Consider the following 14,157-nt stretch of genomic DNA (forward strand, 5'->3'; position numbering starts at 1 on the left):
GGCTGGGGCGGGGAGGTCAGCGACCGATGCCGTAGACGCCGCGAGCGTCGTCGCGGATCACCCGGCCGAGCTGCAGCTCGACCACGCGGCGCCGCATGGAGTCCACGATGGAGTGATCGTGGGTGGCCATCAGGACGGTCGTGCCGGTGCGGTTGATCCGCTCCAGCAGCAGCATGATGTCCTGGCTCGTGTCGGGGTCCAGGTTCCCGGTCGGTTCGTCGGCGAGCAGCACCAGCGGCCGGTTCACGAACGCACGCGCGATCGCGACGCGCTGCTGCTCACCACCGGAGAGCTCGTTGGGCAGCCGGTCGGCCTTGCCGTCGAGGCCGACGAGCTCCAGCACCTCCGGGACGACCTTCTTGATGGTCGGCCCGGGCTTGCCGATGACCTCGAGGGCGAACGCGACGTTTTCGGCGACGGTCTTGTTCGCGAGCAGCCGGAAGTCCTGGAAGACGCAGCCGATGGTCTGCCGCAGGCGCGGGACCCTGCGGCGGGCCAGCTTGGCGACGTCGAAGTTGGACACCATCACGCGGCCCTTGCTCGGCGTCTCTTCGCGCAGCAGCAGCCGGAGGAAGGTCGACTTCCCCGATCCCGAGGGACCGATGAGGAAGACGAACTCACCCTTTTCGATGTCGACGGACACCCGCTCGAGCGCGGGCCGCGTCGAGGTCTTGTAGACCTTGGAAACCTCTTCGAGCCGGATCACGATTCGGCATACTACCCACCGGTCTCGTGAAGCCCCGGTTGCCCGGTCCACCCGGGTGGAGCAGCGGGTGTTTGCGTACGGTGAGCGGTCACGCAAACACCCCCTGCGCCGATCAAGCGGTCTGGACCCGCCAGCGGATGCCGGCGTCGAGGAAGCCGTCGATGTCGCCGTCGAGCACCGCGCTCGGGTTGCCGACCTCGAACTCGGTCCGCAGGTCCTTGACCATCTGGTACGGGTGCAGCACGTAGGAGCGCATCTGGTTGCCCCAGCTGGAGCCGCCGTCCTTGAGCGCGTCCATCTCCTTGCGCTCTTCTTCCTTCTTCCGCTGCAGCAGCCGCGACTGGAGGACCTTCATCGCGGCCGCCTTGTTCTGCAGCTGCGACTTCTCGTTCTGGCAGGAGACGACGATGTTCGTCGGGATGTGCGTGATGCGCACCGCACTGTCGGTCGTGTTGACGCTCTGGCCGCCGGGGCCCGACGAGCGGTAGACGTCGACCCGGATGTCCTTCTCCGGGATGTCGACGTGGTCGACCTCTTCGACCTCGGGCAGCACCTCGACGTGCGCGAACGACGTCTGGCGGCGGCCCTGGTTGTCGAAGGGCGAGATCCGGACGAGCCGGTGGGTGCCCTGCTCGACCGAGAGGGTGCCGTAGATGTAGGGCGCGCTGACCTTGAACGTCGCCGACTTGATGCCCGCCTCTTCGGCGTAGGAGATGTCGTAGACGTCGGTCGGGTAGCCGTGGCGCTCCGCCCAGCGCATGTACATGCGAAGGAGCATCTCGGCGAAGTCGGCCGCGTCGACGCCACCGGCCTCCGAGCGGATGGTGACGACGGCGTTGCGGTCGTCGTACTCGCCCGAGAGCAGGGTGCGGACCTCGAGGCCGTCGATGGCCTTGCCGAGGTCGGCGAGCTCGGTCTCGGCCTCGCCCAGGCTGCCGGAGTCGCCTTCGGCCTCGGCGAGCTCGTACAGCACGCCGAGGTCGTCGAGCCGCTGGCGCAGGTCGGAGACCCGGCGCAGCTCGCCCTGCCGGTGGGACAGCTGGCTGGTGACCTTCTGAGCCTCCTCCGGGTTGTCCCAGAGGGTGGGGCTCGAGGCCTGCTTCTCCAGGTCGGCGACCTGGGCGCGCAGCGCATCCAGGTCCATCACCGACTCGATCTGCGTCAGCTTGCCGGCCAGGTCCCTCAGTGCCGCGTCGAACTCATCACTCACGTTTGTCAAGGTTACGGCAAAACCCACGACCGGTTGCGAGCACCGGTCGTGGGCGCGCGAACCTCAGGCCGCGGGGATGGCGTCGAGCAGCTTGAGCGCGGCCTTCGCCTGAGCCTGGGCGAACTCGGCGACGGCCTTTTCGTAGGGCCCTTCGGCCGCCTTGGTGGCCGACCTCGCGTCGTCGAGCTGCTGGCTGTAGCTGGCCCGGGCCGAGTCGAGCAGCGACTGGCGCTGCTTCGCCGTCAGCGACCCCGCGTGCACGAGCCGCAGGATGAGCGGGCTGCGCAGGTGGTCGGGGCCGGCTTCGGACGTCAGCCAGGCCTTGAAGGCCTTCTTGCCGGCGGCGGTGATCAGGTACTGCTGGCTGGAGCGCGGGCCCTGCTTGCCGAGCCGGACGAGGCCTTCCTTGGACAGCGCCGGGAGCTCCCGGTACACCTGGCTGCGGGTGACGCTGAAGAAGGCACCGAACCGCTCTCCGGCTCCGGCGACGAGCTGCCCGCCGGTGGCGGGACCGTCGTGGAGCAGACCGAGCAGGGCGGCGGCTGTTGCATTCAATTCGGACACGTCCCCTAGATTCCCACTTATCGGCGGCTGTGTCCACAGTGGTCAGCGTATCTGTCCATTGTGGCTAGTGAGATCCCCTCGTTCGGCCCAATGGAACGCGGTCCACTGTGGACGTGAATACGCTCTGCAACCGCTCCCAGGTTTTTTTGGTCCAACCAGACGCACGCGAACCACCTCGGCAACCTCCAGGCAGGTGAGTTCGCCGGGCGGCACTCCCCGGCTTGGCGGACCGCGGACACGCACCGCAACCACACCGAAGGTGCGTCCACATCGTGGGATCCGCAGTTTTCGGCGCGTTCCACGGAAAAGTCGGCAGCGAAAGTGTCCCGAGCATGAAAAAAGAGGCACGTTCCCGGATTTCCCGAGAACGTGCCTCTTGGTGGTAGCGGGGACAGGATTTGAACCTGCGACCTCTGGGTTATGAGCCCAGCGAGCTACCGAGCTGCTCCACCCCGCGCCGTTGTGGTACTTGAATAGATTACACGGCGTCGTCAGGGGCCGGACACCGGGGTGCCCAAACCGCCTGACCTGGCGTTACGCCGTCTCGAGCCACTGACGGGCTCCACTGAGGACCATCGCCAGCCCGTCCTCGAACCGCGCTTCGGCGTCCCCGCGCACCGCCTCGCCGGACGAAGCAGACGATGAAGGTGGCCCGGCTGGCCCGCCCCTCGTCGAGGCCGGCCTCGATGCTGCGGCGCAGCGGGTGCGGACCGACGAGATCGGTGTCGTCAAGGTACGTACCAGCGAAAACCTTGCCGCCGTCGCGGTAGGCGAGCATCATCCGCCGCAGCGCGCGGGCGCTGTGCGCAACCCCCTCCCACTCCCCCATCGACGCCGGCGGCTGCCGATCGGCCGCGGAGTCGCGGTACATCTGCGTCGCCATCTCGTCGAGCAGGGTGAGCCCGTTGAGCCCGACGTCATTGAGCAGCTCCAGCCCGGATCGGGCGGTGTCCTGCCTGGTCAGGGCCATGTTCAGCGGTCTCCTTGAGCACCGGGGTCGACACCTTAACGATGTTAAGGGCACCTGCGGAGGTGGTGGTCGCCGGCGCGGGCCCGACGGGTCTGATGCCGGCGAGCGAACTGGCATTGGCCGGAGTGGACGTTCAGGTGCTTGAGCGGATGCACGAGCGAACGGGCCTGTCGAAGGCCCTGAACCTCCAGCCGCGCCCGGCGGAAATCCTGGATCTGCGGGGGTTGCTGGGCCGCGCGGAGAAGCGCTCGTTCGCGACTGTCGCGGACGAACACCGCCGGGAGCCCCCACCCAGTGGCGTTCGACGACGAACATGGTGACGTCCCAGAGCCCGGGCAAGTTCGTGGGAGTGATCCCCCTGTCCGAGCCGAACGAGCCCTCTTCCGAGACTTGGCAGAAATCCCCGAAGCCCAGCACCACCTATCAGGCCAAAGCATCAAATACCCCACAGACGACCCCCCACCCAGCAGCAGGAACCCGCCTCCCCACCATCCCACTGCCACACGGCCACGCAAGCACCCTGTTCCACAAAGGAACCTGGGTCTTCCTAACAAAACCCCCACCCACCCCCACACCCAGCAATCCTCGTAGCCAAAACCCCAGAACTACCCTGGCCAGAGGTGGAGAGGATCCCGATCCGCCCAAACGGCTAAACAGCAAACACAACAGGAGCCTGGCCAACCAGGTAAAGGAAGCCCCCGCAGGGGGGTCCAGGGGCGGCGAAGCCCCCCTGGCGGGGGTCTGGGGGTCCGACCCCCAGAGCCAATGCGAAAGAGGCGTGGCTCGCGCAAACCGCGAGCACACGCCTCCAACCTCTGTAGCGGGGACAGGATTTGAACCTGCGACCTCTGGGTTATGAGCCCAGCGAGCTACCGAGCTGCTCCACCCCGCGTCGTGGCACCTACCTTACGCCTGCCTTTCGGGTGGGTGCAAAGCAGGTGCCGTTGACGTTACCGATGTCACCCTCCGGGCTGGCTGCTCGGTGGTGGGGTGCTGGTGCCGGGGGCTGCGGTCTTGGCAGCTTCGTAGGCGCGGGCGGCCGCGTCGAGGGCGGCGAGGGCGGCGCCTTGGTCGGTGAAGTTGCCGGACTGCTGGGCGGCTTTGAGTTTGGCGAGGGCGGCCTGGATGTCGGTGACGGCCTTGTCGAGGGCCGCGTTGCCGCCGCCGTTGTTGGCGGGCGGGGTGGTGGTCGGGTTGGGGTTGGTGGACGACGGCGGGGTCGTGGTGGGCTGGCCGGCTTGGGGTGGGGTGGTGGTGGCTTCGCCGGTGCCGGCGCCGAAGACCTGGTCGAGGGCTTCCTGGAGGGTGGCGCCGTAGCCGACCTTGGGTCCGTAGGAGACGAGGACGCGGGCCAGCTGCGGGTAGCTGTTCTGGTTGCGCTGCCGGATGTAGACGGGTTCGACGTAAAGGAAGCCGTCGGCGACCGGGAGGGTGATCAGGTTGCCGTAGATCGGGGTGACGTTCGGGTTGTTGAACAGGGTGCGGTCCTGGGCGACGCGGGAGTCGCTCTGGAACCGGTTCTGGACCTGGACCGGGCCGTCGACCTGGGTGGCTCCGGTGGCCGCGCTGGGTAGCTGGAGGACGCGGATCTTGCCGTAGTCGGCCGGGTCGGAGGACACCGACATCCAGGACGCGAGGTACTGGCGTTGGAGGCCGGTCAGGGAGCTGGTGAGCTGGAACGTGGGCTTGGTCTGGCCGGGGGTGTCGGCGAGGACGTAGTAGCCGGGCTGGTTGGCCGCGCCGGCCGCGGCCGGGTTGGAGCCGCCTTCGGCCGTCGGGTCCTGCGGGACGCTCCAGAACGCCTGCTGTGAGTAGAACTCCTGCGGGTTGCTGACGTGGTAGCGCGACAGCAGTTCACGCTGGATCTTGAACAGGTCCTCCGGATAGCGGAAGTGCGACCGCAGGTCCGGTGAGATCTCGGAGCTCGGTTTCACGAGTCCGGGGAAGACCTTCTCCCAGGCGTTGAGGACCGGTTCCTTGTCGTCGATCGAGTACAGCGTCACGGTGCCGTTGAAGGCGTCGACGGTGGCCTTGACCGAGTTGCGGATGTAGTTGATGGAGCTGTTGGCCTGCCGGGCGACGCCGTTGAGGGAGTCGTTGGTGGCCGCGCCGAGCTGCGTCTGCTGGGCGTACGGGAAGTTGTTGAGCGTGGTGTAGCCGTCGATGATCCACTGGATCTTGCCGTCGACGACGGCCGGGTACGGGTCGCCGTCGAGGGTCAGCCACGGCGCGACCTTGCTGACGCGGTCGCGCGGGTCGCGGTTGTACATGATCTTGGAGTTGTCGCCGATGGCGTCGGAGAACAGGATGTTCCGTTCGCCGTATTCGGCGGCGAAGGCGAGGCGGTTGAACCAGTTGTCGATCGAAACGCCGCCGGTGCCCTTGTAGGTGTAGCGGTCGGTCGCGGTGTCGTACTCGCCCGGCGCGTTGCCGGAGGTGCCGCCGACGATGGCGTAGTCGGACTCCGCGGCGGACAGCTCGCCGTAGTAGATGCGGGGTTCCTTGACCTGGATGCCGGTCTGGTTCGCGCCGGCGGCGCCGGCGCCGGACGGGTTCTGCGTGTCGCTGGTCGTCGCGATCGGGTAGCCGCCGTCGGAGTTGGCGTCCTTGACCGCGCGGTCGATCGTGTTGGCGGGGGCGACGACGAAGCCGTTGCCGTGGGTGTAGACGAGGTGCTTGTTGATCCAGCTGGTCTGGTTGCCGGTGAGGCCCTCGGTCTTGATCTCCTTGGCGGCGACGATGTAGTCCTGCGTCACGCCGCCGACGGTGTAGCGGTCGATGTCCAGCTTGGCCGGGAAGCCGTAGAAGTTCTCGCGGCCGACGCGCTGGGTGAAGGTGTCGGAGAGGATGTTCGGGTCGAGCAGCCGGATGTTCGACATCGTGCCGGTGTCGGCCTTGATCTGGTCCGGGGTGGCGTCCGACTTGCCGGTGTAGGGCTGGTACTGGACGTCGGTGAGGCCGTAGGCGCGGCGGGTGGCGTCCATGTTGCGCTGGATGGACGTCGCTTCCTTCTCGTTGGCGTTCGGCTTCACCGAGAACTGGTCGAGGATGGCGGGCCAGGCGACGCCGACCAGGATGCTCGACAGGATCAGCAGCACCAGTGCGATGGCCGGGAGCTGCAGGTTGCGCAGGAACGCGCCGGCGAAGAACGCGATCGCGCAGATCACCGAGATGCACAGCAGGATCAGCTTGGCCGGCAGGACCGCGTTCAGGTCGGTGTAGGTGGCACCGATGAACAGCGGGGCCCCGCGGTCGGACAGCAGCAGGTTGTAGCGGTCGAAGAAGTACTCGACCGCCTTCAGCAGCACGAAGAGCCCGACGGTGATGGCGAGCTGCGCGCGGGTCGGGCCGGCGAGCTGGCCGCCCTTGCCGGCCAGCCGGATGCCGCCGAAGACGTAGTGGGAGATCAGCGCGCCGAAGAAGGAGATGACGACGGTGATGAACAGCCAGCCGAGCAGCCAGTTGAAGAACGGGAGGTCGAAGGCGTAGAAGCCGACGTCGTTGCCGAACTCGGGGTCGGTCTGGCCGAACGAGGTGCCGTTGAGGAACAGCTGCACGACCTGCCAGTCGCCCTGGGCGGACAGGCCGGCGATGAGCCCGGTGAGCACCGGGATGCCGACGCCGAAGAGGCGGATGCGGGCGACGATCGCGGAGCGGTAGCGCGCCAGCGGGTCGTCGGCGCCGGAGATCGGCACGAACACCGGGCGGGTGCGGTAGGCGATCATCAGGCTGATCGCCAGCGCGCCGCCGACGAGCAGCCCGACGGCGAAGAAGAGGATGACCCGGGTGATCACCTGGGTGGTGAACACCCCGCGCGCCCCGACTTCGCCGAACCACAGCCAATCGACGTACGTGTCGAGGAGGCGGGCCCCGAGCAGCAGCGCCAGCACGATCACCGCGGCGATGATGAGGAGGATCCGGCTCCGCCGGGACAGCTTCGGCAGGCTCACCGGGGGCCGAGTCGCCACGGCACACGCTCCTGTCTTCGTCAACACTTGAGCAGGGGCGCGTGCGCCCCCTGATTCCCTAACTCTACGGATGCCCGGTGAAGTTCCCGGGACCCGCCCAAACCGGACTCGCGGCGTCGCCGCCCCGGCCGACCTGACACGATGTGCGCATGGCAGCGAACGAAGCGCGACAGGCCGGCGTGGCCGCGCTCGCCCGTGAAATCGAGGACTTCATGGCCGCGGGCGGCTGGGACCAGCCGCCGCAGCTGTTCGCGCTGGTCCCGACGGCGGCGCTGCTGGACGAGCAGCCGGAGCTGGCCGGCCAGCTGGACCGGGCGAACCCGCTGACCCCGGTGGCCCAGGAGGCGCTGCCCGAGGGCGACCTGGCCGACGCGCTGGCCCGGATCGCCTGGCCCGACCTGGTCGTCGGGTGCGCGCTGGCCCAGGAGATCATCGTGCTGCCGCCGGGCTCGGAGTCGGAGCTGCCGGACGTCGCCGAAGCGGACGCCGAGAGCCTCCGCCGCGCGGCCGCCGACCACCCGCAGCGCACGGAGGCCCGCCTGGTGGCCGCGGTCCTGCGCGACGGCGAAGGCGCCTGCGTGATGCGGCTGCGCGGGGCCGGCACGGACGAATCGGTCGACGAGATCGTGGAAAGCCCCGACCTGGCCCCGAATCTGGTCGAGGCGTTGAAGGCCACGCTGCTGCCCTAGCAGGAGGCTGTCGGGCGGCCCGCCTTCAGGTTGGCCAGCTGCGCGAGCGCGTCGTCCAGTGTGGACACCTTGATGAGGTTGAGCCCGGCGGGGGCGTTGGACTTCGCCTCGGCGCAGTTGTGCTCGGGGACCAGGAAGTCGGTGGCACCCGCCTCCCGGGCACCGACGACCTTGAACGAGATGCCCCCGATCGGGTCGACCTCGCCGGTCTCGGTGATCTCGCCGGTGCCGGCGATGTGCCGGCCGCCGGCCAGGTCGCCGGACTGCAGCCGGTCGATGATGGCGAGGGTGAACATCAGGCCGGCCGACGGGCCGCCGACGTCCTGCAGGGAGATGTTGACGGTGAACGGCGCGTCGGCCCGGTCGACCGCGGTGAGGCCGACGAAGCCCTCCTTGCGGTCGGGGCGCGCGGCGAGGGTGAGCGGCACGGTCCGCTCGGGCTGGCCGTCGGACTGGAAGGTGATCTGCACGGTCTGGCCGGGCAGGGTGCCGGTGAGCGCGGCCCGCACGTCGGCGGCCTCGACGATCTTCTTGCCGTTGACGGTGATCAGCTTGTCGCCGGGCGAGAGCACGTGGTCGGCGGGGCTGCCGGAGACGATCTGCTTCGCCAGCACCTTGACCGGGTAGCCCAGCTTGCGCAGGGCGGCGACCTGGGCGTTCGTCTGCGAGTCCTGCAGCTGCTGGATGTTCTCCTGCTTGACCTGCTCGTTCGTCTCGCCCGGCTTGAAGTACTCCTCGCGCGGCGCGAGCGCGTACCGGCCGCTGGCCCAGAAGCCGAGGCCCTGGAAGAGGGTGACGCCGTCGTGCAGGGAGACGGTCGTCATCCGCAGCTCGCCGGTGGTCTGGAAGGTGTCGTGGCCGGTGACCTGGATGACCGGGTTGCCGGCGGCGTCGCGACCGAGCGTGTCGTAGGTCGGGCCCGGGCTGATCGCCACGAACGGCACCGGCACGACCGAGCCGAGCACCACGAAGATCAGGAACAGCGCGCCGCTGACCACCAGAGTCCAGCCGCGCCGGGTCATCCGCCGGGCCTCGCCGGGCGGGTCTGCCGCCGGGTCCGGAGCGCTCTTCGCGGGGGCGGTCTCCTCGGAAGACTTGGTCACGCCCGACAGCGTACGGTGACCGCGTTCGCTTCTCGGTGAAGGCCACGCACATGGGTCCGGTTGACGCGCTCGGCGGCCCTCGACCCGCGTACGGTGGACACATGAGCAAACCCCCGTTCGGCTTCGGACCTTCCGATCCCGACAAACGAGGTGAGAACGACCCCTCGGAAGGCGGGCAGCAGTCCGGCGCCGAGGCCTTCAACCAGCTCGGGCAGATGCTGAGCCAGCTGGGCCAGATGCTCAGCCAGGCGGGCACCTCCAGCGGGCCGGTGAACTACGACCTCGCCAAGCAGATCGCCCTGCAGACGCTGGGCAGTGCCGGCAACACCGGCGAGAGCAAGCTCGGCTTCCGCGGCGGCGACGACGCGAACGCGGCGGTCCGTGACGCGGCCCACCTGGCCGAGCTCTGGCTCGACGCGGCGACGGTGTTCCCGGCCGGCGCGACGTCGACGGTGGCCTGGTCCCCGCGGTCCTGGGTGGAGAAGACGCTCCCGACGTGGCAGCGGCTGTGCGACCCGGTGGCGCGGCAGGTCTCGGGTGCCTGGATGCAGGCGCTGCCCGAGGAGGCCAAGCAGGCCGCGGGCCCGCTGCTGCAGATGATGGGCCAGATGGGCGGGATGGCCTTCGGCTCCCAGCTCGGCAACGCGCTGGCCCAGCTGGCGTCGGAAATGCTGACGTCGTCGGAGATCGGCCTGCCGCTGGCCCCGGCGGGCACGTCGGCGCTGCTGCCGGCGAACATCGAGAAGTTCGCCGAGGGCCTGGAGCTGCCGAACAGCGAGATCCTGGTCTTCCTGGCGGCCCGCGAGGCGGCGCACCAGCGCCTGTTCACGCACGTGCCGTGGCTGCGGCAGCGCCTGCTGGCGACGGTCGAGGAGTTCGCGCACGGCATTTCGGTGGACACCTCGGCGCTGGAGTCCCTGGCCGGCCAGATCGACCCGGCGAACCCGGCGAGCATCGAGGAAGCGATGTCGTCCGGGCTGCTGGAGCCCCAGACGACGGACGAGCAGAAGGCGGCGCTGCGGCGTTTGGAGACGCTGCTGGCCCTGGTCGAGGGCTGGGTCGACGTGGTGGTGGCCGAAGCGGTGGGAGACCGCCTGCCGGGAGCGGACGCCCTGCGCGAGACGCTCCGCCGCCGCCGCGCCACGGGCGGCCCGGCCGAGCAGACGTTCGCCACCCTGGTCGGCCTGGAGCTGCGCCCCCGCCGCATGCGGGACGCGTCGAACCTGTGGAAGCTGGTGGGCGACCGCCACGGAACGGAGAAGCGCGACGGCCTCTGGTCGCACCCGGACCTGATGCCGACGGCGGAGGACCTGGACGAGCCGATCGACTTCGCGGACCGCGTGGGCTCCCCCGACCTGCTCGACGGCCTCGACCCGATCGCCGAGCTGGAGCGCACGGAGAAGGCCGAGCGCGAAGGGCGTGAGGAAAAGCCCGAGGAGGGCGAGAACCCGGCGTAGGTCCGGGAGGTCTTGGAGAGGCCGGTGGTCCGCAACGCGGGTCACCGGCCTTTCTGCTGCTCGGGCGCACTTCTCCGGCCTGACCTGCGCAAGCCCTCGGGGGCGGAATCAACCGGGGCGGCCCCGATCCACGGGCCGCCCCGATCCGCCTCACCCGCTCAACACTCCGTGTCGATCCCCCACCCGGCGGCCGCCGCCAGCCCCTCGAGGTACCCCATCGCGCGTTCCGTCTTCGGGTACCGCCGCACCAGCGCCCAGAACGCGGCGTCGTGCCCCGGCTCCCGCAGGTGCGCCAGCTCGTGCACCAGCACGTAGTCGAGCACCCACGGAGGCACCTTCCGCAGCCGGTCGCTGACCCTGATGGTCGCGTCGACCGGCGTGCAGGAAGCCCACCGCGTGCGCATCGGCTGCACCCAGCGCACGCTCGCCGGCGTCGCGGTGCCGTCCAGGTACTTGCCCGACAGCAGCGCGCACCGCGCCAGCAGGGCTTCGTCCGACGTCTTCGGGGCCGCCGGCCGACGTGGTTCCGCGCGCTGCAGCTTGCGCTCCATCTCGGCGACCCAGTGTTTCTCCTCCGCCCTGGTCATCCGCGCGGGGATGAGCACGACGAGCGTGTCGTCCTTCCAATACGCGGTGACCGTCCGGTGCCGGCGCTGGCTGCGCCGCACTTCGACCTTGTGTCCGGGTGTGTCCGACGGGGGGTTCGTCTCCCCCCTGCCTCTCAGCGAGGGCGTCCGTGCTTCGACCACCCGACAACGGTAAGGCCAGGCACCGACAACTCCGAGCGCCTTCGGGTCACAGACCCGAGTTGTCCACAGCCGGTTCCACTTGTGGACAACTCGGCCGATCCGGCGCCTTCCCGGCCTTCCCCGTCGCCGCCGGATGCCATCCTGCGGACATGCTCCTCGCCACCGCCGACATGCCCCCGGTCCTCCTGCCCGCCCATCCCGCCCTGCTCCCGGGCCTCACCGTGCTGGAACGCGGCCCGCGCGAGATCCAGATCGGCCTCGACCCGCGCCACGGCGTGATCGTCGAAAACCTCACCCCGGACCTCGCCGCGAAGGTGCGCGCCCTCGACGGCAGCAAGCCCGTCGAACGCCTTCTGCTCGCCGAGAGCGAACACCGCGACCAGCTTCGGACGCTCCTGCGGCAGCTGACCGCGCTCGGCCTGGTCACCGACGCCGGCCGCCCCGACGGCCCGGGGCTCCGCGGCGAGTGCGGGCTCTGGTCGCTGCGGGCGCGCCACCACCAGGCCGCGCTCGCGGAGCGCAGGCGCGCCGCCGCGGTCACGGTGCACGGCGAAGGCCGGGTGGCGGTCGCGGTCGCCGTGCTGCTGGCCAACGCCGGCGTCGGGCACGTCGAGCTGCGGGCGTCCGGCGCGGTGACCGAGCACGACCTCGGCTCCGGCCTCACCGACGCGGACCTGGGACGGCCCCGGCGGCAGGCGCTCGCCGACCTGCTCCGCCGGGTCGACCCCCGCGTCCGGGTCACCCGGCTGCACGACCGGTACCCGGACGTGGCCCTGCTCACCGACGCCGTCGTGCCCGCCCCCGAGCAGGTCGCCCAGCTGATGGAGGACGGCGTCCCGCACCTGGCGGCGCGCGTCCGCGACGGCACGGCCATCGTCGGGCCCCTGGTGGTGCCGGGCCGCAGCTCGTGCCTGCGCTGCGCCGACCTGCACCGCACGGACCGCGACCCGTGCTGGCCGCGCGTCGCCGGGCAGCTCGCCGGCCGCCACCAGCGGCCCGACCTCGGCGCGGTCCACGCCTGCGCGTCGCTGGCGGTCGCCCAGGCCATGCGGCTGCTCTCCCCCGCCGCGCCGGCGCCGCCGGCGTGGAACGCCACCCTCGAGATCGACGCCTTCGACGGCCGCATCCGGCACCGCGGCTGGCCCCCGCACCCGCGGTGCGGCTGTGGCGCCCAGGGGGTACCGCGGGAGACGTAGACCACTAAGTCGTCGCGCGCAGGCTGCGCGCCGTCGTGGCCGCAGGGCAGAATCGCCGGTGTGACCGACTTCCGCGACCCGGGCGATCGTGACACCGCGATGCCGCGCAAAGGTGCCGCCCGCACCGCCAAGCTCGCCAGTCTTCCGCTCGGCATCGCCGGCCGGGCGGTGGGCGGCTGGGGCAAGAGGCTCGCGGGCCAGAGCGCCGAGCAGGTGAACGCGACGCTGTCGGCCAAGGCGGCCGAGCAGCTGTTCGAGGTGCTCGGCACGCTCAAGGGCGGGGCGATGAAGTTCGGCCAGGCGCTGAGCGTGTTCGAGGCGGCGGTGCCGGACGACATGGCGAAGCCCTACCGCGAAGCCCTGACGAAGCTGCAGGCCGCGGCGCCGCCGATGCCGGCCCGGCAGACCCACCGGGTGCTCGCCGAGCAGCTGGGCCGCACCTGGACCAGCCGGTTCGCGTCGTTCGACGACGAGCCGGCGGCGGCCGCCAGCATCGGCCAGGTGCACCGCGCGGTCTGGCACGACGGCCGCACGGTCGCCGTCAAGGTGCAGTACCCGGGCGCCGACGAGGCCCTGCGCAGCGACCTGCGCCAGCTGCAGCGGTTCAGCCGGCTGTTCCAGGCGTTCGTGCCCGGGACCGAGGTCAAGCCGCTGCTGGCCGAGCTCGCCGAGCGGATGAACGAAGAGCTGGACTACCAGTCCGAGGCCCAGCACCAGCGGGCCTTCGCGAAGGCGTTCGACGGCGATCCCGGCATCCTGGTGCCGCGGGTGGTCGCCAGCGCGCCGAAGGTCGTGGTCACCGAGTGGGTGACGGGCACCCCCTTGTCCCAGGTGATCGCGGACGGCGACCGGGAGACGCGGAACCTGGCGGGCCGGCTGCTGGCGGAGTTCCACTACTCCTCGCCCGAGCGCGTCCACCTGCTGCACTCGGACCCGCACCCGGGCAACTTCATGATCACCGAAGACGAGCGGCTGTGCGTCATCGACTTCGGCGGCGTCGCCCGGCTGCCCGAGGGCATCCCCCGCCACCTGGGCGAGATGACGCGGCTGGCCCTCGACGGCCAGTCCGCCGAGCTGATGCGCCTGCTGCGCGAGAACCGGTTCATCCGGCCGGACAGCGACCTGACGGCGGAGGAGGTGCTGGCGTACCTGGCGCCGTTCACCGAGCCGCTGGCCGCGCCGACGTTCCACTTCACCCGCCGCTGGATGCAGAAGCAGGCCGGCCGGGTCGGCGACAGCCGCGGCAACGACTTCCGCGTCGGCCGGATGCTCAACCTGCCGCCCGAGTACCTGATGATCCACCGGGTGACGGCGGGGTCGACGGGCATCCTCTGCCAGCTCGACGCGGAGATCCCGGCCCGCGGCATCGTGGAGCGCTGGCAGCCCGGGTTCGCCGCCTGAGTTGTCCACAGGTGGGGCCGCGAACGGGCGGAATCCGCCGAGTTGTCCACAGCCGGCGGGAACGGGGTTCCACCCGGTTGGCCGAGCCGCCATGCTCGAAGGATGACTGCTACTCAGTGCACCGACCCGCTGGCCCTCGGTAAT

At 70.3% G+C, this 14,157-nt stretch carries 11 protein-coding genes, 2 tRNA genes and 1 pseudogene; 5 read left to right on the forward strand and 9 right to left on the reverse strand.

Annotated elements, in window-relative coordinates; genetic code table 11:
- Positions 1–16: 16 nt before the first annotated feature.
- From ftsE to ABZW17_RS41825, 5 genes are all read right to left on the reverse strand, one after another.
- On the reverse strand, positions 17–706 hold the full coding sequence (ftsE, locus tag ABZW17_RS41805; protein WP_003082104.1) for a cell division ATP-binding protein FtsE: 690 nt from the start codon (positions 704–706) through the stop codon (positions 17–19).
- Positions 707–818: 112 nt separating this feature from the next.
- The gene (prfB, locus tag ABZW17_RS41810; RefSeq protein ID WP_354826996.1) at positions 819–1,916 is read right to left on the reverse strand and encodes a peptide chain release factor 2; all 1,098 of its coding nucleotides are present in this window, start codon (positions 1,914–1,916) and stop codon (positions 819–821) included.
- 63 nt (positions 1,917–1,979) lie between these two features.
- Positions 1,980–2,480, reverse strand: coding sequence for a helix-turn-helix transcriptional regulator (locus ABZW17_RS41815; protein ID WP_354826999.1), 501 nt, complete (start codon positions 2,478–2,480; stop codon positions 1,980–1,982).
- A gap of 380 nt (positions 2,481–2,860) precedes the next feature.
- Positions 2,861–2,937 (reverse strand) — tRNA-Met (locus tag ABZW17_RS41820).
- Positions 2,938–2,958: 21 nt separating this feature from the next.
- The gene (locus ABZW17_RS41825; RefSeq protein ID WP_354827001.1) at positions 2,959–3,450 is read right to left on the reverse strand and encodes a TetR/AcrR family transcriptional regulator C-terminal domain-containing protein; all 492 of its coding nucleotides are present in this window, start codon (positions 3,448–3,450) and stop codon (positions 2,959–2,961) included.
- Between the two features lie 41 nt (positions 3,451–3,491).
- Between ABZW17_RS41825 and ABZW17_RS41830 the strand changes: the two are divergent.
- Positions 3,492–3,713 (forward strand): annotated as a pseudogene (locus tag ABZW17_RS41830) (FAD-dependent monooxygenase); the annotation flags it as partial.
- Positions 3,714–4,268: 555 nt separating this feature from the next.
- On the opposite strand, the gene ABZW17_RS41835 reads toward ABZW17_RS41830, so the two are convergent.
- A tRNA-Met gene (locus ABZW17_RS41835) sits at positions 4,269–4,342 on the reverse strand.
- Positions 4,343–4,409: 67 nt separating this feature from the next.
- Complete coding sequence (locus ABZW17_RS41840) at positions 4,410–7,418, reverse strand: UPF0182 family protein (RefSeq protein WP_354827003.1); 3,009 nt, start codon at positions 7,416–7,418, stop codon at positions 4,410–4,412.
- Positions 7,419–7,567: 149 nt separating this feature from the next.
- On the opposite strand from ABZW17_RS41840, the gene ABZW17_RS41845 reads away from it, so the two are divergent.
- On the forward strand, positions 7,568–8,107 hold the full coding sequence (locus ABZW17_RS41845) for a PPA1309 family protein (protein ID WP_354827005.1): 540 nt from the start codon (positions 7,568–7,570) through the stop codon (positions 8,105–8,107).
- Here the strand turns inward: ABZW17_RS41845 and ABZW17_RS41850 are convergent.
- Positions 8,104–9,210: a PDZ domain-containing protein gene (locus tag ABZW17_RS41850; protein ID WP_354827007.1), complete on the reverse strand. Its 1,107-nt coding sequence runs from the start codon at positions 9,208–9,210 to the stop codon at positions 8,104–8,106. The genes ABZW17_RS41845 and ABZW17_RS41850 overlap by 4 nt on opposite strands.
- Positions 9,211–9,311: 101 nt before the next feature.
- On the opposite strand from ABZW17_RS41850, the gene ABZW17_RS41855 reads away from it, so the two are divergent.
- Positions 9,312–10,667, forward strand: coding sequence for a zinc-dependent metalloprotease (locus tag ABZW17_RS41855; protein ID WP_354827010.1), 1,356 nt, complete (start codon positions 9,312–9,314; stop codon positions 10,665–10,667).
- Between the two features lie 158 nt (positions 10,668–10,825).
- Here ABZW17_RS41855 and ABZW17_RS41860 read toward each other — a convergent pair whose 3' ends face one another.
- Positions 10,826–11,335: a M48 family metallopeptidase gene (locus ABZW17_RS41860; RefSeq protein WP_354827011.1), complete on the reverse strand. Its 510-nt coding sequence runs from the start codon at positions 11,333–11,335 to the stop codon at positions 10,826–10,828.
- Positions 11,336–11,565: 230 nt separating this feature from the next.
- On the opposite strand from ABZW17_RS41860, the gene ABZW17_RS41865 reads away from it, so the two are divergent.
- Positions 11,566–12,612: a hypothetical protein gene (locus ABZW17_RS41865; RefSeq protein ID WP_354827013.1), complete on the forward strand. Its 1,047-nt coding sequence runs from the start codon at positions 11,566–11,568 to the stop codon at positions 12,610–12,612.
- Positions 12,613–12,672: 60 nt separating this feature from the next.
- Complete coding sequence (locus tag ABZW17_RS41870; RefSeq protein WP_354827016.1) at positions 12,673–14,013, forward strand: AarF/ABC1/UbiB kinase family protein; 1,341 nt, start codon at positions 12,673–12,675, stop codon at positions 14,011–14,013.
- Positions 14,014–14,157 lie beyond the last annotated feature (144 nt).

The sequence above is a fragment of the Amycolatopsis sp. NPDC004625 genome (assembly GCF_040609695.1).
GTDB lineage: Bacteria > Actinomycetota > Actinomycetes > Mycobacteriales > Pseudonocardiaceae > Amycolatopsis.

What these genes read in the sequence shown, in the direction of transcription:
- ABZW17_RS41825 (WP_354827001.1), bottom strand. Translation starts at nt 3,450, where the DNA reads ATGGCCCTGACCAGGCAGGACACCGCCCGATCCGGGCTGGAGCTGCTC.
- ABZW17_RS41845 (WP_354827005.1), top strand. Translation starts at nt 7,568, where the DNA reads ATGGCAGCGAACGAAGCGCGACAGGCCGGCGTGGCCGCGCTCGCCCGT.
- ABZW17_RS41855 (WP_354827010.1), top strand. Translation starts at nt 9,312, where the DNA reads ATGAGCAAACCCCCGTTCGGCTTCGGACCTTCCGATCCCGACAAACGA.
- ABZW17_RS41865 (WP_354827013.1), top strand. Translation starts at nt 11,566, where the DNA reads ATGCTCCTCGCCACCGCCGACATGCCCCCGGTCCTCCTGCCCGCCCAT.